At 45.6% G+C, this 18,297-nt stretch carries 13 protein-coding genes and 1 pseudogene; 7 read left to right on the top strand and 7 right to left on the bottom strand.

Going from position 1 to position 18,297, the window contains the following annotated elements; genetic code table 11:
- A pseudogene (locus tag RM049_RS31185) lies at positions 1-475 on the top strand (hypothetical protein); the annotation flags it as partial.
- Positions 476-488: 13 nt separating this feature from the next.
- On the opposite strand, the gene RM049_RS31180 reads toward RM049_RS31185, so the two are convergent.
- Together RM049_RS31180 and RM049_RS31175 are read right to left on the bottom strand one after the other, a co-directional pair.
- Positions 489-674: a hypothetical protein gene (locus tag RM049_RS31180; protein WP_322706927.1), complete on the bottom strand. Its 186-nt coding sequence runs from the start codon at positions 672-674 to the stop codon at positions 489-491.
- Positions 675-832: 158 nt separating this feature from the next.
- Positions 833-1,441, bottom strand: a complete 609-nt coding sequence (locus tag RM049_RS31175; protein WP_322706926.1) for a tyrosine-type recombinase/integrase — start codon at positions 1,439-1,441, stop codon at positions 833-835.
- A 475-nt stretch (positions 1,442-1,916) separates the two neighbouring features.
- Here RM049_RS31175 and RM049_RS31170 point away from each other — a divergent pair, with 475 nt between their 5' ends.
- From RM049_RS31170 to RM049_RS31145, 6 genes are all read left to right on the top strand, one after another.
- Positions 1,917-2,279 (top strand): hypothetical protein, encoded by a 363-nt coding sequence (locus RM049_RS31170; protein ID WP_322706925.1) that lies wholly within the window; start codon positions 1,917-1,919, stop codon positions 2,277-2,279.
- Positions 2,280-2,519: 240 nt separating this feature from the next.
- Positions 2,520-2,783, top strand: a complete 264-nt coding sequence (locus RM049_RS31165; RefSeq protein ID WP_322706924.1) for a hypothetical protein — start codon at positions 2,520-2,522, stop codon at positions 2,781-2,783.
- Positions 2,784-3,968, top strand: coding sequence for a hypothetical protein (locus RM049_RS31160; protein ID WP_322706923.1), 1,185 nt, complete (start codon positions 2,784-2,786; stop codon positions 3,966-3,968). It abuts the gene before it with no gap.
- 19 nt (positions 3,969-3,987) lie between these two features.
- Entirely contained in the window at positions 3,988-4,311 is a 324-nt protein-coding gene (locus RM049_RS31155; RefSeq protein WP_322706922.1) for a hypothetical protein, read from the top strand.
- Complete coding sequence (locus tag RM049_RS31150; RefSeq protein WP_322706921.1) at positions 4,311-4,634, top strand: hypothetical protein; 324 nt, start codon at positions 4,311-4,313, stop codon at positions 4,632-4,634. The genes RM049_RS31155 and RM049_RS31150 overlap by 1 nt, the downstream gene beginning before the upstream one ends.
- Before the next feature lie 8 nt (positions 4,635-4,642).
- Entirely contained in the window at positions 4,643-4,945 is a 303-nt protein-coding gene (locus RM049_RS31145; RefSeq protein ID WP_322706920.1) for a hypothetical protein, read from the top strand.
- Between the two features lie 12 nt (positions 4,946-4,957).
- On the opposite strand, the gene RM049_RS31140 is transcribed toward RM049_RS31145, so the two are convergent.
- The 5 genes from RM049_RS31140 to RM049_RS31120 all read right to left on the bottom strand — a co-directional run bounded on the left by RM049_RS31140 (position 4,958) and on the right by RM049_RS31120 (position 18,254).
- Complete coding sequence (locus tag RM049_RS31140; RefSeq protein ID WP_322706919.1) at positions 4,958-7,186, bottom strand: chemotaxis protein CheW; 2,229 nt, start codon at positions 7,184-7,186, stop codon at positions 4,958-4,960.
- A 38-nt stretch (positions 7,187-7,224) separates the two neighbouring features.
- Positions 7,225-8,454 carry a GAF domain-containing protein gene (locus RM049_RS31135; protein WP_322706918.1) on the bottom strand — a complete coding sequence of 410 codons (1,230 nt, stop codon included), beginning with the start codon at positions 8,452-8,454 and terminating at the stop codon, positions 7,225-7,227.
- A 29-nt stretch (positions 8,455-8,483) separates the two neighbouring features.
- Positions 8,484-9,509 carry a chemotaxis protein CheW gene (locus RM049_RS31130; protein WP_322706917.1) on the bottom strand — a complete coding sequence of 342 codons (1,026 nt, stop codon included), beginning with the start codon at positions 9,507-9,509 and terminating at the stop codon, positions 8,484-8,486.
- Between the two features lie 329 nt (positions 9,510-9,838).
- Complete coding sequence (locus tag RM049_RS31125; RefSeq protein ID WP_322706916.1) at positions 9,839-13,000, bottom strand: hybrid sensor histidine kinase/response regulator; 3,162 nt, start codon at positions 12,998-13,000, stop codon at positions 9,839-9,841.
- A 16-nt stretch (positions 13,001-13,016) separates the two neighbouring features.
- Positions 13,017-18,254: a GAF domain-containing protein gene (locus RM049_RS31120; protein WP_322706914.1), complete on the bottom strand. Its 5,238-nt coding sequence runs from the start codon at positions 18,252-18,254 to the stop codon at positions 13,017-13,019.
- Positions 18,255-18,297: the final 43 nt, after the last annotated feature.

Raw genomic sequence — 18,297 nt, 5'->3', positions numbered from 1 at the left:
CTCTGTGAAGGTTGGCAGCTTGCAAAACAGACTTAACGGGAAAAGTCAGGTTCTGGAACAGGATACACAGTCATCTGAATTAGTCAGTAGTCACAACCAGAATTTTGTTCTGGAACGTGATACACAAAATCCTGTTCCAGAACAAAAAACCCCAGGATTCGGGGACTATACCGATGTTCCAGAACACATTTTACCCGTTCCAGAACATCTTCACTGGGTAGAAAAATACTGTCCTTCTAATCGCAAAGATAACCATTATTACCGCTATTGCTGGAAGACTGGGGGGAAGATTAAGCATCAGCATATTGCCGGGGGGAATGTGCGATCGCAGTTGGCCCAAAGTCGGAAGCAGGAGGTTGAGATTGCGATCGCGGATGGGCAGCCGCCAAAAGTTGATTCGCTCCTGGCGCTCCTAGTCTCCAGTCCCCATTCCCCATTCCCCAATGCCCAATGCCCAATGACGAATGACGAATGACGAATAACTAAGTTTATTCCCCGTCGTCATCGTCCGAAGCAGAGATGACAACATTTACACAGTCAGACCCAGCCTCAAAACCGATGATGGTGAAACGTTCGCCATAGGGATCTGTCAGACAAATTAGCAGATCCCCAGGAAACTCTTGTAATTCTTGAATCAGTTCTTGTACAGTTTGTTCTTTGGTTTCAGTGGTCATATTTTTGTCCTGTGAAAAATGCGATCGCACTTTATCCTCGGCAGTGCGTTAGCGTAGCTCGCCGCAGGCATCGCGCAAGTAAATCCAATGCAGTGATGTTAGGTGTTATCAACCTAGTCCAGCTTACCTGCCTGAGTAAACTTTGTCAGATGGTTTAGTTATAGAGTAGCGATCGCGCCCTCAAGGTCTTGGTCGTTGACATCGATGTAAACCGCCAACATCTTCAAATCCGCATATCCCAAAAGCTTTTGGATAATTCGTAACGACACACCGTTACGAGCCAAATGGGTTACAAAGCTCCGGCGGCTGGAATGAGTGCTGAGTCTTCGGCTTTCCAACCCAGCTTTTTGCACAGCTTCTCGAAACACCATATCCGCATATCTGAGGGTGATGTGCTTGGGGATTTCCCCTTCGGTGTAGTCCCTCTTGGAAGGAAATAGCCACTCCGAATCTGGATCTTCTGGGGTGTATGCTTTCAAAGCTTCGTGAAGAGTTGGATGTACTGGTACTTGTCGGGTCTTTTGGGTTTTCTTTTTGCCACCTACAGCCTTACGAGTCCTGGCGCGAAAAGTGATCAATTTAAGTGGATTACCCTCAGCATCGTAAAGATCCGCAATCTTCATTTGCACCAGCGCCCCCCACCTCTCCCCAGTAAACCATGCTAAGTCTAAAAGTAATTTGTATTTTTGGCTTTGGATGTGATTACGGATTCGAGAATATTCCTTGGCCGTAAAAACAGCCGCTTGTCCGTTGCGGTTATTTTTCATAGAATTATTTTGATGATCTGACTTCTGGATTAACCGTGTAAGAGGGGTACTTGGAATTTAATAACTAGACTGTATAACACTGGAAACCGCGACTACACAGAAACTTATCCTGGTTTTGCTGACGATAACCCTGTATTGGTCAGCGCAAGCCCCAGCATGAATTTAGTCTCATCGTGTGATGGTAGGATTTTTCTTGCAAACTGGGGTAACGGTTATATTGTTTCTAAAAGTTTCGTTGCTGACCCTCTTCCAGACGTTAAATACGATTGCATTAATGGGGCTTGCATAAAAAAATCTGTATATAGCACCCCAGGTATTTATCAATCACTATCCGATTGTGAAGTTGCTTGTGGCACTGGCTGTAGTGGTCAGTGCATCAGCAATTCTGATTGGGCGCAGATTGAAGGTTTATCTAATCAATTAATAAATAGGAATTGCGGCTAAATATATGAGTATGTCTAGCGTAATTGGGAGTATGCAATCAGCGCTCGATTGCGCTGGCAAGTGCGACTGTTGCCAGAATTTACAATCACAAATTAACACACTAAAACAACAGATTGCAGGCATCAAACCAGTTGATGAATTATCGCTTAAAAACTCAATCAAATCATCATTACAGCCAGAACTTACAACTTTTGTAGCTGGTGCTGTGGTGGTAGCTACAAACAAACTGCAACCTCAAATTGCAGAGGCAAAAAAAGCTGCAAGTGATGCCTTCTTGCAAATAGTAGAAAATACCAGACAACAACGATTACTTGAAATCGAACAACGAGGATTAAGGGAATCCGCTACTCGTGTAGAGCGTAATGCTGCTGAGTATGCTAGACAAATGAAGTAAGCACAAGCGAAAACTATTCAACTTGAAGGTGAGCAAGCACGATTAAATCGGGTAAACAAACAATTAGAAATATCTGATGCAGACCTCAGAGAACTTAATACAAGGAACACACGAGAAGCAGAACGATTAGCACAAATAGAACGCAAGAATAGCGGTAAGCTTAGTAGTTTAGAGAAAGAAATACCATCGATAAAAAACACACTTAACAGTGTTGCGTCAGATGCAGAACTAGCAAAGGGTTTGTCTAATCAAGCTATCAGTAAATCAGCGCAAGCTGTAACTGAATCCGCAAGTGCAAGCACTAAAGCTGCTACTGTTGCCAGAGATGCATTAAATCTATCAACAGAGGTATCTGGCTTACGCGGGTTGGTCAATGGTTTTGGTAGTCAGGTCAATGCACTCGGCAAGGCAATTGGGAAGTTGGAAACTGCTGTAGGCAACGCTGTAACTGCCGCTGCAAAAGCTGTGGGTATTAGCAGTGAAGCCTTAGCTGCGACAGGGTGATTGGCGGGTAGATTACTGGAGGCTTTCAATGCGATCGCTACAATATTTACGCTTATCGAACAACTGGCAACCCTCAATGTATTAGGTGGGCGTATTGATGCCGTAGAAAGTGGGTTAGTACAGCTTGGCAATGATGTATCGCGTATTCTGGGCAAGTTGCTAGGGTTGCAAAACCGCATCGGTGCTAACGAGTCACTGACCGCACAAGTGAAGAATATCGCGCTTGATGCTAAGGGTATTGGTGAAGCGGCTAAATTGCAAGCGGGTGCAGCGCAGGTAACAGCAACTCGTGCTGAGAATTTCGGCAAAACTGCTCTTGAGAATGCCAAACAGGCACAGCTGACAGCTGATGGTGCGGTGAGGAATGCTGCAACAGCCAATGAAAACGCCACCACAGCCTACAAACAAGGTATCAAAGCAGAAGGAATTGGGCAGCAAGCTGCAAAACTCGGTGGTCAAGCATTGCAAAAAGCGGGTGAAGCACTTGCGATCGCAACTACTGTAATCGCTACAGTTCAGTTAGTCAAAGGATTGCAAGGACTGAGAGGCCCCAAGGGTGACAAAGGCGATCGGGGTCTGCCGGGATTACCTGGCAGAAATGGTACGAACGGCACGAACGGACAGAACGGTATCACCACTGTTGTACAAGTGCAGTTACCCGGCATTCCTGGTAGAGATGGGCGAAATGGTATTAACGGTAGAAATGGTTTCCCTGGCAGAGATGGTAAGGACGGGAAGGATATGGGACAAGCAGAAGTATTTGAATTAAAGGCATTTATCGCCGCACAACATCAACAAACGCAGGGTGTATTGGGAAGTGCAATAGCGGGTATTAAAGCATCAGTAAATACTGGTTTTGCTACCGTGGTCAGCGCTTCAAGTACTGTTGTAAACGGTGCAAATTTAGCACTATTAAACGTCATTAACAACAAGTTAGGTCAACAGGTAACGGGTGGGATTAGTGGATTAGTGACAGCCGTTGCTGAAAACACATACGTTGAAAAGGCCTTGGCAGTTCTGACTTTTGCGACCACGTTGCATAATGCATTGATGCTGACTAGTAATCTCGGTCAGACTCTTGGAAGCATTGTTAATACAGTATTGAGTTTGGTATTACCCAAATTATCCGAGCTTCGCGATACCTTCCTTACACTCCTGAGTCGAATTTCGCTCAGTGGAATTTAAAGATTGAGGCTTTAATTTAATGCTTAATAATCCCTCAGATTCATCGAATGATTCTGCTATTCCATTCGATAAATGTACTAATGATGAAAAGAGTTTAAATACTAATGTAACTCTTTTGTTAGATGCTAACGCTAACAGAACTTATGCAATTTTTGTCAATAATTACAGCATTGATATCACTTTAATTCTTGGGAAATCTTCCAACGCAGTCAAGAACAAAGGAATCATTATCAAACCGCGAGGTGGAAGTTACGAGATTAATAAACATAATCTTTATACTGGCAAGATTTCTGCTATTGCCGCAAGTAATTGTAAGCTTTCGTTTGTGGAGTGTAGTTATTAATGGCTCTTTGGAATCCTACTACTATTAACTCTGGTACTAGTGGTGTGGCTACGCCTACGAGCGTTAGTGTTAGCACTACTATGCAAACTTTAATAGCTGATAATCCCAACCGCAAAGGTGCAACTATTTGGAATTATAGTAATGCTCCTTTATGCATCGATTTTGGTAGTTCGGCTTCTAAAACTAATTTTGCTTACAGAATTGGCGCCGGTGGATATTACGAAATTCCATTTGGATACACTGGAATTGTTTGCGGCGTTTGGGATGATACTGGACTGATTTTAGGTACTACTGGAAAGGCTTTAGTTCGAGAATTGATTTAGCAATAATTATGAAATTTGATGCTAGTGCTGCCAGCTTTCTACTAGCTTTTATTGGTGCATTATCTGGCTGGATAGCCTGGTGGCACAATAAGCTAAAGTTTGAGAAACAGCAGGCTACTCAAATTGCTGTAGCTGCTGCTGAAAAAGCCCTTAATGATAAGCGAAATTTTGATCATCTTGTCAGGAACCAAGCAGAGATTTCAAAAAATATCGCTTACGGCTTCCAAGATATTGAGAACCAAATCGCCGATCAAAATAATGAACTCAGGGAGATTAAAGCTTGGTTAATCCGTTGCAAGCCTGCTGAGTAACCCTCTGGGGATTCAAGCTAGAGATTTTGTGAGAAGCTGACCATCCAAAACCAGGCTAAGTTGCCCATTGGCAAGAATGCTAGTTCCTTGGATATAAGCAGCAACCGGGGTTGCTTCCCCCAGAGGATGGATTGCAGAGGATTGCTTGCCGATGATGCAATCTACTTCTAAAGCACATCGTTTGTCTAAGTAACGAAATACTAATAACGGCTTATCCTGTTTGAAAGCATTTAGTGTATCTGTGCTGTAAGTAGTAACTGAGGTGGGAAGGTAGTTAGGACAAGTCAGCACATCAGTCAATAAGTAGATAGGGACGAGCATTTCTGTTGTTAGATCCTCCTCAGCATAACCAAGCAAGCCACTGGTGCCAGAAGACTGCAATAATAACATCCGTCCTGCTTGAGTTTGGATAATTTGTTCGGACTGGGATAGACAAATCTGCTCTACAGAATCGGCAATAAATGCATAGACTCTGGAGTTAGCTTGACAGACGATAAGTTGAGCAATTTTGCGATCGAGGGGAATTTGGAGCGAGAAGGCTGTACCATGTCCAGCTTTAGACTTCAGTACTATTCTTCCCTGAATAGCTGTTAATTGCTTGCAAACTTCAGTTAATTCTACTCCTAACTCTAAGGCAGCACGATCGCACAAAACAGATGAAACCTCTGGCTCAAGTACCAGTTCAGTCACTTGTAACATATCCCCTGGTTTTGTCAGGGCGAACCCTTGGGCTAAAGCAGGTTGATAAATTTGAGATAAGTTAAGTCCTGCACCATCATCACAGCCATCAATAATCAGTTGATTTCCTTGCTGATAAACTTGAATTTCGATGATCCCGTTGCTATTTTTACCAAGGTGTTGGCGCGTTTGACCAGACTCAATGCTTTGCTCTAGTAAATAGCAACTTATATGCAACAGAAGGACACGGAGGCGATCGCTAAATGCCCGATCGACTTGGATATCGCTAATTTGTAAATGTAGTCTAGCAGACTTATCTTGTAAAGCTTGTAACTGAGACCAAAGCCGATGCAACGGTTCTAAGGCTACTTTTAAAGGAATAGTTGTAACTGTTTTGACTAAATTGGAAGAATGCTTAAGTAACTTTTCCTGTTGTATGAGTTCTTGTTTGAGTTGATGATGATTGTTATTGAGCGAATCAACAGTTGATGCCACCTGAGACGCTTGGGCCAAGACAGATTGCAGAGTACTGTATAATTGCTGAGAGCGAGAAGCAGCTAGAGGAGAAAGGGTATCTGAAATTGCTGCTAAACGTCCTGACCATTCCTGTAGGTTATCGAGCAGGTGTTGTAATCGTTTAACTTGTCGGAGCAACCGCCCGATCGCATATTGTTGTTGTTCTTCCTGACAAGCTTGCCGATCGTAGTTAGTTAGTAATGTTGCAATTAGCGCGTTTAGTTGTTCGAGATGCTGAAGATTGATCGGGGTAGCGGCTGGAATACTTGTTGCAACAATCGTAGAAATGGATTGTTGCAAAGAGAGTGGATGGCGATCGCTCAAAGATTTAACTAGGGATGCAACAGAAGTTTCAGTAGGCAGGGAAAAATCCCCCAACCAAGCATGAAAATCTCCTTCCTCCAGGTTTACTAGTTCCTCTACATTGGCGGAAAGCCGTTCAGCATCTAGGTGACTAAAGCTACTAACCTGGAGGTTAGTTTCACTTACTAGTTTCCTGTCAAGACTTTCCTTGTCTTTAACTATAACTTGCTCTGGTAGAGATATAGAAGCTTCTAGCTCGGCCAAGGAATCGTTAAACTGAATAACTGGTTGATGTTCCTGCGGTTGCTCTAGCGATGTCTCAAGGTGTGTATCCTGGGAATCGCCAAATTCTGCTTGCAGACGCGCAACAATGGCAGACATCCGCTCCAGAATTTCTACTTCCTCAATTTTTGAGGCTGTTAAAAATGCCATCAGCAGCATCTGTAGGCAATCTAATCCTTCCGATAACAGGGAGGCGATTGGAGCGTCAATAGTTGCCCGATACTGATGCAAAAGCTGAAAAATCTCTTCTAGTGCAGCCGCAACTATCGCAATGGTATCTAGTTCGGCTGCTATAGCAATCGAATGCAGAGAGCCAGCAGCTTCCATGAGAGCCAAAGCTGTACCGGGGTTACTGTCTTTTGTATAGTTAGGCAACTCCTGCTCCAAGAACAGTAACAAATCGATCGCTTCTTCTAGAAAGCGATCGTCGTTCTGCGGTTGGGGGACAAAATCGGTACTCATGAACGTAACTCTCAGTTTCTATGGGGTTTGTGACAATTCTATGGTTTCGGCATTGATTTGAGGGTACAAGCAGCGATGTCAGCGATCGCTTTAAATTGCTCCTGGATTTGTGCGATTGATTCCAGCCCCGCACTTATTTGTCCATTGCACGGTTCGATAGCAGAAGCAACATCTACTGCTGTCACCTGTAGTTCCTGGAACCATTCCTCTACATTTAGGGTGCTTTCGCGGGCTTGATGGGCGAGAATTTCCACCTGTTCGGCAGCAGTTAGCAAACCTCGTTCTTGCTCGCTAGCTTTTGTTGCTTCGATGGCTGTATTCAAAGACAAAATCTGAATCTTGGTACTTAAGCTTTCCACAAGGCGAACAAAGCCAGAAGTTTGCTGACAGAATTCACCGAGGTATTGCAGCTGTTTATTTGTAAAAGCAACAGTATCTTGAATAGACATTAAATGCTCACTGGTCAGTTCGGCAATTCTTGCTCCTTCTTGTACGGTTTGGCTCACCTGCTGGAATGGCACTAGTAACTCAGACAGATCGAGGGATTCAAGCTGTTGAGCAGGTGGAGCTACTATTTCAGCCGAGTGCAAGTTAATTGTCAACATCATTCCTACTTGTTGCAGCAAACTGCGCTCTGATTCCTGCCATTGTCGGGGTGCAAGGCAATGATGAATAACTAAAAAACCCCAAGGCTGTTGTTTGACAATCAAGGGCAAGCACAGGCTAGCTTGCACCTGAAAGCGTTGCCAAAATTGCTGTTGGCGCCCAGTTAGTTCTAATAATTCAGTTGCGTCACTAACATCGGGTTTAGTAACAAACAAATTTATCGGTAGGGATTGGTTGAGCAGGGATATCCAACCCGCTTGTGTAGCTTCAGCGATCGCTCGAGAGCGATTATCTTCTTCAAAACGATAAATCAGGACGCGATCGGCGTTGAGAACATCTTGAAGGGCGCTGACTGTAACCTCCAAAAGTGCAGTTTGGCCTTTTGTCTGCTGCATTTGCCGCTCGATGGTCACAAGTTGTTCTCGCTGGAGTTGAAAAGCCCTTTGCACATTGTCATCATTGTCACTGGGCGAATCCTTAGCCAAAGCTTGGATAAAAGCTTCGATTTGACTTACCTTCTGCTGCAATTGAGCGACCTTTGGCCCCTTAGCAGATTGAAAGACTGCTTTGATTAGAGCCACATTAGCCAAAATTTCTTCTATCGGGATTTGATTTTCAACAGGCTGGGTTTCAAAATTAGGGTCTAAGGTTGCGATCGTCACGAAAAACTCCTTGGCAGCATCAAGTTAAATCAGTGGGTTTGCCATTGCAATGTCTGGGCGATCGCTCTGGTGTCTAAAATCCAGCGATCGCCTGGTAGAATACCTCGAACAAAATTTAGTAGTTTGTTTGGGGAAAAGTCGGTTGGTGCTGATTGTGCTTGCTGTAAATCCTGCCACTCTACATCGTAGACATGAGCCACCAAAAATCCGATTACCTGATTTTGCAGCTCGATAACCAGAACCATTGGCTTTTCTGGTCGTGAGTGCCGCTTTAAAAGCGGCGCATAACCAAGCAAATGTTCCAAGTCAACCAGCCGCAGCATCTGTCCTTGCCAATTATAGAAACCTAAAATCCAACTTGGTAAGGCCGGAGCTGGGGAAATTTCTTGGCTAGCGAGATGAATAATGTCCTGTAATGAGTGGAATGGTAGCAATCCACTGCCTTGATTTCCCAAGGAAAAACGCAGAAATCTTTGCCGTTGTTCGCCTGATGTCAGCCCAGGAGCCAATAGCTGGGTTGTTCCCGGCAACCCCAACTTATCAGCCAATATCTGGCTCATACCAAAAAGAAGTACTTTGAGTGGTTCCTCGTTTGGTGTTACAGATAAAACAGCCATGTGGCTCACACAGCTTAACTCTGCCACTTGCCGATAAGACCAAGGCACAGGACGCACAACTTCCAAAGGAATATCGATTAAGGCAGGGGGCTTGTCCACAGGAATGCCACAAATTTCCCCAGTCCGCGTTTGAGTCAGAAGTAAAAAGCGCCCTGAAGTGTCAACCGCAGAGAGAACTTGATGCGCCTGTTGGTCTTGTACTTGCGGAATTAACTTCTGGCGCAAGTCCACAATCGTAATAGTTTGCGCTCCCAAATCGACCATCCCGATCCCACTTTCAACCGTACTGCTAATAGGAGGACAAGCAATCACCTTGAGAACTGCACCAACTGGCAGGGCAAATAAATAGTCTGCGATCGTAAAAACAACGACTCGTAATGAGTCGTTTTCGGTCACAGCGCCTGATAATCGCTTAAACGGAAAGGGAGTGTTAAGCATAGCAAGTGGTTGGGGGTGAAGGAGGCAGGGGGCAGGGGTTAACTCGGTAGATGGCGATAGCTGCTTGCAGGGGGTGAAGGAGGCAGGGGGCAGGGGGCAGGAGGAATACTGCTCTCTGTCTTCTGCCTTTCTTGCTAAGGGATATGAACCGAATGGCACGCTTGATAACGGCAAACCCATTATATATAAGGCTTTTGGGTGTGGGGTGTGGCTGAGTGGGTGTAGTAAGTCAGAAATTTATTTGTATCCCCACTCATATTTACTTTTCTTGATTTTTCTCTACACCCAACACCCTACCCCCAACACCCTGCCCAGACGAGCTTTCAGCTTTACAAGCGTGCCATTCGGAGATGAACCAGTTCCGCGATCGCGGCCAAGAAGTTCTGTTCGGAATAGGGTTTGGTCAAGTAAGCTTTCGCCCCTAGAGCTAAAGCTAATTGGCGGTGCTTTTGTCCGCTACGGGTAGTCAGCATCACTACAGGAATCCCTGATAAACGCTCGTCTTGGCGATGGTGTTCTAAAAACTCAAATCCATTCATCCGCGGCATTTCAATGTCACAAATCACTAGATCGACATCACCGTGTTGCAGCACTTGCGCGATCGCCTCTCGACCATCACCTGCTTGCAACACTTGATAATCGGCTTTCTGGAGCGTCTGCACCAAACTTTGCCTTTGTACAACTGAATCTTCCACTACTAACACCGTCAGTTGGTTAGGTTGAGCAACGGCTGTATTGACTTCAATAGGCTGTTGCTGCGGTTGCGTTATCGTTAGCTGGGATTGTTGACCCTCTAGAGCCAGAACAGGCTCAGGCGCGGGTAATAGTTTAGTTGCAATTGATGTCGGGGAAGTCGGCATTATATCTGTCTCCCAGGTTTGACGAACTAACTCCAACGGGTCAACGGTTAAGGTGAGGCTACCATTTCCCAACACGCTGTAGCCTTGGATGTAACTAGGTAAAGTCAGGACTCTGCCGAGGGATTTAATTACTAATTCCTGCTCGACTAAAATCTGATCGACTTGCAAACACAGATATTGCTGCTCTGTTTGCAACAGTAGCAGAGGTTCTACGGTGTTGCGTTGTTTGACTGGAAAAGGACTGAGGGTTAAATTGTGGTCTTGGGTGGATAAAGGATATTTGTAATCCAGCAAATTGGCAAGCGGGCGGATGGGAACTAGTTGCTGATTTTGCCCTTCTCCCCACTGCCAGAATTTTTGGCTGCCTTGCCCGTGTAAAGATTGCTGCACTTGAATCTGGTCTGGCTGCGGTAATAAAACCTGGCTAATTCCTTCAGACAGCAAGGCATAAGTAATACCTTGAGATTGACAAACGAGCAAGCGTGCTGTTGTCAAGCTCAGAGGCAATTGTAGGATAAAGGTGGTTCCCTGCCCTGAAAGCGATCGCACTACAATCGAACCTTGTAAAGCTTGCAATTGAGTGCGAACGACATCTAAGCCGATACCACGCCCAGATAACTCACCAATCTGGTTAGCGGTAGAAAAGCCTGGTTCAAATAATAACTCTGCTAGTTGGTCTTCGGAGGCGTAGGCGGCTTGTTCGGGAGTCAGCAGGTGTTTTTCTATACCTCGCTGACGAATCGATTCCCAGTTCAAGCCTCGACCATCATCCCGTACCTCAATAGTAGTGCGGTTGCCTTGATGATAAGCTTGAATTGTAATTGTTCCGGTTTCTGGTTTACCTTGGTGACGGCGGGTTTCTATCGGTTCAATGCCGTGATCGAAGGCATTGCGAATCATGTGCAGTAAGGGATCGTACAACTGCTCAGAAATGGCTTTATCCACCAGCACCTTCGTACCGCCAAGCTTGAGTTCAACAGGCTTATGATAAGTTGCTACCATCTGTTGCAGCAGCCGGGGAAATCGATTCAACACCGTTCCCAGTGGAACCATTCTGGCTTGCAGCAAATCTTCCTGCGCTCCTGAAAGCAGTTGTTTGCGCTTTCCGAGACTGAAGCGAGATTGCTGAACTAAGGTATTAAAAGCCTCAATCCGTTCTCCTAATTGCACCATATCTTCTGTCAGATTTTGCAGGAGAATGTGCAACTCGCTATAGGTATCCATTTCTAAGGCATCAAATTTAGATTGTGCTTCGGCAGTTGGAGAAGCAGGGAGAACTGAGCCTAGAGATGCATGTATATGTCGCTGCTTGCGTTCGGGAAGCAGCAGATGTCGATCCGACCAAGTAGAAACTTTACTAAGTTGTTGTTGGCAGTACAAAAACTGTACTAGAGTATCTTGAGCTGCTTTGTGGATGTGGTTAGATTGTAGGTTTTGTTGGTTTTCGTTGATTAGTAATTCCCCAATCGTGTGGCTGAGGCGATCGAGCTGTTCTATTGCGACTCGGATACTGGGAAGTGATGCCGATGACTGAGCTTGGAGGCTTGGTGCTGGTGGTGGAGAGGCTGGCCGATCTGAGTCTGAATATCGGCAGGATGTCTGTGGATCTCCGATCCAGATTGACTGTAAAATCCGATCTATGGCAGAGGGGACTACTACCGAATCCTGAGAAATTGGTTCTAGTACCTCTGGCGCTTTCGGTACGGAGTTATCAGTCCGCTTCGGGAAAAACGACCAAATTGATTCCGCTTCGTTCGCACTGAGGAGAGGAGATGGCTGATTCTCAGTTGTAGTCGTTTGTGTTGGTTGAGCAGCGATCGCAACTGGCTCCCCTTGTGGTTCTGGGACAGGAATAGTTAACCCTGCCCATTCTCGCAATTGTGGAGATATTTCTCCCCCTTGAGTGCGATCGCCTGCGAGTACTGCTGCTTGAGCTGCTTTAAAATTTTCTAAAGCCACCTGAGCGATTTGCAGTACTTTGTCTGGATACGCTTTGAGCGCGTTTAGGGTCGCCTGGGCAATTTCTTCCAATCCAGATAAGCCATAAGATGCTGCTAATTCGACAAAAAATTCTGCTTGGGAGTTGAGTGTTGTTTGAATTTGTTGCGGATCTTGGCTTTGGATGTCAGTTTCCAGCTGTTGCAAATCCTGGAGTACGCTCCCGGAAAAGATTGACTCTACCACATCAAAGCCAAGTTCTTCCGAACTGGGAAGCGGAGCCTCACGACCAAAAAAGTCGCCTAGTTTATGTTGGAGTTGGGCGAAGATGGAAGCAGTTCGATCGAGTATTTCTGCCTCATTGCAGGATAAGCCCATCAAGGCTGCACTTAATGGAGTTCGCAGGCACTCATAAGCATCTAGAAGCAAAGCACCCAATTCTGGATCGATTTCCAGTTCTGGAGCATATAACGCTTGGAATACATCTTCCAAATGATGGGCAATTGTCTGAATAGTTTCTTGCCCAACACTGGCAGCACTCCCTTTGATAGTATGGGCGCTTCGCATCAAGGCATGAACTTTTTCTATTGTTTTTTCATCAAGTAGACCGATCAGATTCTGCTCAATGGTTTGCAATAACTCTGCCGCTTCCGCAAGAAAAGCCTGCTCTTGATTACTGGGATCGGGGTTCATAACACATTTTGCGAGATTAATCAACTTTGAACTGGCTAACGCTGGTTTCCAGTTGTTGTGAAGTCATCCGTAGTTCCTCAAAAGACTCAGAAATGTGCATTGCACTTTGTGAAGTCTTGCGGGCGATCGCCGAAACATCCATCATCGCTTCTGTCAACATCTGAGATTGCTGACTTTGAGTGGAAACTGCTTGGTTAATTCCTTGTACTAGTCCACCAATTTCGTTGGTAGCTGCGACGATCGCACTCAGGGAATGACGAGTCTCATCGATCAATTTCGAGCCTTGGACAACTTGGGTAATCCCTACTTCCATTGCTTGGGTAACTTCGTTGGTTCCACTTTGAATTTCTTGGACGAGTCGCTCAATTTCTGTGGTGGCACTAGCTGACTGATAAGCCAGGGAACGAACTTCATCTGCAACCACTGCAAAGCCTTTGCCATACTCTCCGGCACGGGTAGCCTCGATCGCCGCATTGAGTGCCAGCAAATTAGTTTGAGTGGCAAAATTTTCAATCAAACTCACTACTTTCGAGATTTTCTGAGAAGCTTCACCAAGGCGTTTAATCTTCTTCGCTGTTTCGGAGACGGTTTCCCGAATCTCCAAAATGCCATCTACGGTTCTTTCCATCAGGGAATCGCCAGCTTGGACGGTGTTATTAGCTCTTTGAACAGCCTGTCCTACTCTTTGGGCATCAGTAGCAACTACCTGGGTGGAAGTTACCATCATTTGTAATTGTTCTAGAGCATTTTCGAGGCGTTCTGCTTGCTGTTGAGCTTGGTCAGATAGTTTAACTACTGAGATAGTGTTATTGCTGGAAGTTTCACTCACTCGGCCAGCAGCAATCTGCACTTGTCGGACTAAATCTCGCAAACTTTGGATCGTCGTGTTGTAACCATCGGCGATCGTTCCAATTTCATCTTCAGATAGGGGAGCGCGAACGGTGAGATCGCCTCTGAAGGATGGTTCCAAAGCCATGAGAACGCGTATTGCTCCTTGTTGCAGTTTTTCCCGTGCGGTGCGATCGCGCTCTGCTGCTTCTGCTAGTTGCTGCTCTTGAGTACGCACCTGTTTGAGGTACTCTGCAAGATTGAGGGCAATACCAATCTGGACGCTGGCTTGGTTGAGAACATCCTCCTCTGATTGCTCCCACTGGCGCAGGGCGCTATTTTGATAAACTCCCATCAGCCCCCATAGCCGATCTTCTTGAAAAATCGGAGCAATCATGTAGGCTTTAGTTCCCCACATTTCTAATAATTGGATGTGGCATTCGTCATGACCGACAGTATATATATTGTCAACCCGCAAACTTTCTTTACGGGCATAACGCCCGCCTTTGTTGTACTGGAGAAAGCTATCTCTAACTCTGGCAAGGCTAGTTCCCACAAGCTTAGGCCAATCCCCACTCACAGACTCAACTACAAATTCTCCAGACCAATCAGGCTCAAAACGGTAAACTCCAACTCGATCTACTTTTAGTAGCTGACGAAGTTCGTGGGTGGCAAACTGGACAAATTCCAGAACATCACTATGACTTTGAGCCATCTCTGTTAACCGACTAGGCAAGCGATAGGAAAATCGGGCGTTTGCTACTTCCCGTTCTGCCAGTTTGATCAGTTCCTCGTTCTTGTTTAAGGTTTGCTGTAAGTATTGCGATTGCTGGACGGCTACCCCAAACTGCGTGCCGATTTTCGCTACCAAGTTGATTTCATTATCTTGCCATTGCCGCGGCCCGTCATTCTGATATGCTCCTAACAAACCCCAGAGCTTGTTGCCGGCAATAATCGGGGTGATGATATAAGCTCTCATCTGGAATTGCTCGAGAATTTTTATGTGGCACTGGGCATGGCCAGAAGTGTAAATGTCATTGATAACAAACGTCTCGTTGTGGCGATAGCGTCCACCTTGGGTTTGTTGGAGGTGTTCGTCTTCCCAGACAGTCCTGATATCGGGGCCAACCAAAGCCACCCATTCCCGACTTACGGATTCGGCAATAAATTCTCCACCCCAATCTGGATTGAAGCGATACACTGCAAGACGATCGCATTCCAAATGCGATCGCAATTCTGGTAAGGCGTTGCGGAAAATCGTATCTAGCTCTTGAACTTGGCGGATTTTTTCTGACAGCCGTGTTAGCGCTCGTTCCCCTTCTGCGGTTCTGGCTAACTCTGCATTCTTCTTCTTGAGCTGTTCGATATACTTAACCTGTTGCAAGCCTATACCCATTTGCACTGCTACTTTTCGCAACAGTTGCACATCCTTGGATTTCCACTGCCGAGGGCCAGTATTTTGGTATGCTCCTAAAAAGCCCCAGAGTTTGTTTTCAATAAAGATCGGAGCGATTGTGTAAGCTTTGGCCTGGATTTTTTCTAATATCTCTAGGTAGCACTGAACGTGACCGACAGCGTAGATATCATTGACAACAAAGGTTTCATGATTGCGATAGCGTCCGCCCTGAGTTTCTTGTAAGTGCTCGTCCATCCACATCGTTTTGATGTCGGAACTAGCCAAAGACAGCCATTGATCTTTTACGGATTCGGCAATAAATTCCACACTCCAGTCGGGATGAAAGCGGAATACTGCTAGGCGATCGCACTGTAGTTGTTTGCGTAAACTTGGCAGCACATTCAGGAAAATTGTATCTGCTTCTTGAGCTTGGCGAATTTTTTCCACCATCCCTGTCAGCACCTGTTCCTCTTCTGCTGCCCGTGCCAACTCTGCATTCTTCGTTTTCAGTTCTCCGATGTACTCGGCTTGCTGCACGCTTAACCCCAACTGAATGCCCAGTTTGGTCAGCAATCGCACCTCTTCGGAATTCCACTGGCGCGGGCCGCTATTTTGGTAAGCTCCTAACAAACCCCAAAGTTTGTTTCCAGCAAAAATAGGGGCGATGGTGTAGGCTTTAGCCTGGAACTGCTCTAACAGGTCGATGTGGCACTGGGCATGACCAACAGTATAGATGTCATTGACGGCAAAGGTTTCATTGTTGCGATAGCGCCCGCCTTGGGTTTGCTGTAGGTGTTCGTCTTCACATACGGTTTTGATATCGGGGCCAACCAGAGGCACCCAGTCAGTTCCTACAGATTCAGCAATAAATTCACCACTCCAGTCAGAGTTGAAGCGATATATTGCTAGGCGATCGCATTTGAACAACTGCCGCAATTCTGCCAAGGTAGTGCGGTAAATCGTTTCTGCGTGTTGGGAATGACGCATTCTATCCGTCATTCGGGCGATCGCATTTTCTACTTCAGCTACTTGGGTCATTTCTAGATTTTTTAACCGTAGCTGTTCGATATATTCAGCTTGCTGGAGAGCAATGCTCAACGATTCGCCGATCTGCAACAAAGCACCGGTCTCTTCATCAGTCCATTTGCGGACATCAGAATTTTGATAGGCTGCTAACAAACCCCAGAGATTACCAGCGCGGAAAATGGGAACAATGATGTACGCTTTGGCTTGGAACTTCTCTAATGCTTCTAAATAGCAAGGTGAAAAACCAGCAGCATAAATATCGTTGACTTTGCGGAAGCGCTTTTCTTTGGCGTACATTCCACCCTGCGTTTCCTTAAGATAGGTATCGGCATCAGGTTTAACAGGGGAGCCATAATCCTTAACATGGCAACGCTCTGAAGATACCATACCTGTTTTTAAAATGCTTTCTTGTTCCTGAATATCCAACAGGGACGACCAACCAGCAACCACAGATTCAGCGATAACTTCTCCACTCCAGTCTGGATAAAATTGATAAACGACAACGCGATCGCATTTTAAAAATCGCCGCAACTCTTGGGTTGTAGTGCGGAAAAGGGTGCGAAGATCCGTTGCTTGTCCAATCTTTTCAATGATGCCGAAAACAGTACGTTCTCGTTCAACAAGTTTGGCAGACTCCTCAGAACGGTTATAAAGTTGTTGCTGATATTGCAACTGTTGAATAGCAATACTAGATAGAGATGCAACCTGCACCAGCAGTCGCACTTCACTATCTTTCCACTGACGAGGCTGAGAATTTTGATAAGCAGCCAGCAAGCCCCACAACTGTTCTCCCTGAAAGATGGCGACAATAATGTATGCTTTGGCTTGATAGGTTTCTAAAATTTTGATATAGCAGTCAGAAAAACCACCGCTGTAGATATCATTAGTGACTCGATATATCTGTCCGCGATGGAAAGTTTTGCCTTGGGTGTGCTGAATGTAGCTATCTGCACTGTGCGATCGCCCTGTTGTCCCAGCTAATCCCCCTTCCTCTGCAAGGTTCCTAACACTACAATAGTTAACGTTCTTGGCAATTGCTGGATTATTTCGCTGTTCTTCTAACAGAGAAACCCACTCAGATCCCACAGATTCAGCAATAAATTCCCCAGTCCAGTCAGGATTGAAACGATATATTGCTACGCGATCGCATTTTAGTGACTGTCGTACTTCTTGGGTGGCAATGCGAAAGATGGTATCTACATCTTTGGACTGGAGAATTTTATTCGCTACACCAGTCAGGATTTGGTCTTTTTCCACTTCTTGTTGCAACGTAGCCTGAATCACGGCAACTTGCAGTTGCGCTTCTAATTCCTGCGCGAGCAATTTTAGCGACCTAATTTCAGCATTCTGCCACTGGCGAGGAGCAGTGCATTGCTGCACTACCAACAAGCCCCAAACCCCATCTTTTGTTAAGATTGGCAAGCTCAAACAAGCTCTGACCTGAAACCGCTCCATAAGCTGCTTTTGGTAAGGGGACAAGCTTGCAGTGTAGGTATCGACGATCGCTACTAATTTTTCTTGTTGATAAACCTTGCCAGAACCTAACCCAAAAGTGACGGCGGGCAGTTTTTCCTTCAGCATTGGGGTAAAGCCATCCCTCATCGCCTCCGCAGCAACTATCCCCAGTGTCGGATTCGTAAACTCATACACCACCACGCGATCGGCTTGCAGTGCGCTTTGTACCTCCATGACAGCAGTAGCAAGCAAGGTATCTAGATCGGAAAATTGACGGATTCTGCTGGCGATCGCCTGTAATTGCTCTACCTCGAATCCATCTCCTCCGTCTTGATATGGCAAAACACTTACCAATTCTTTTAATTTGCGGATTCTGTCTCGCAATGGCCCTGTTTCCACCCAATCAGCTTGATCCAGTTCAGTTCGCAATTCTTCTAGAGTAGAAGAGATTTGCTGTTTTGCTCTTAGATCGACGGTATGCCCGTTATCGGTGTCCTTATAACCGTTGCCGGAATTTGAGTGTGGTTGGCTACGTGTATGCATTACCATAATCTTTCTTGCTATGAAGGTTGTTAAAGTAAGTTAATCAGGC

The organism is Nostoc sp. DedQUE04 (genome assembly GCF_034530995.1).
Lineage (GTDB): Bacteria > Cyanobacteriota > Cyanobacteriia > Cyanobacteriales > Nostocaceae > Nostoc.
The sequence above is the reverse complement of the archived record's forward strand: the minus strand, read 5'-3'. Positions and strand labels throughout refer to the sequence as shown.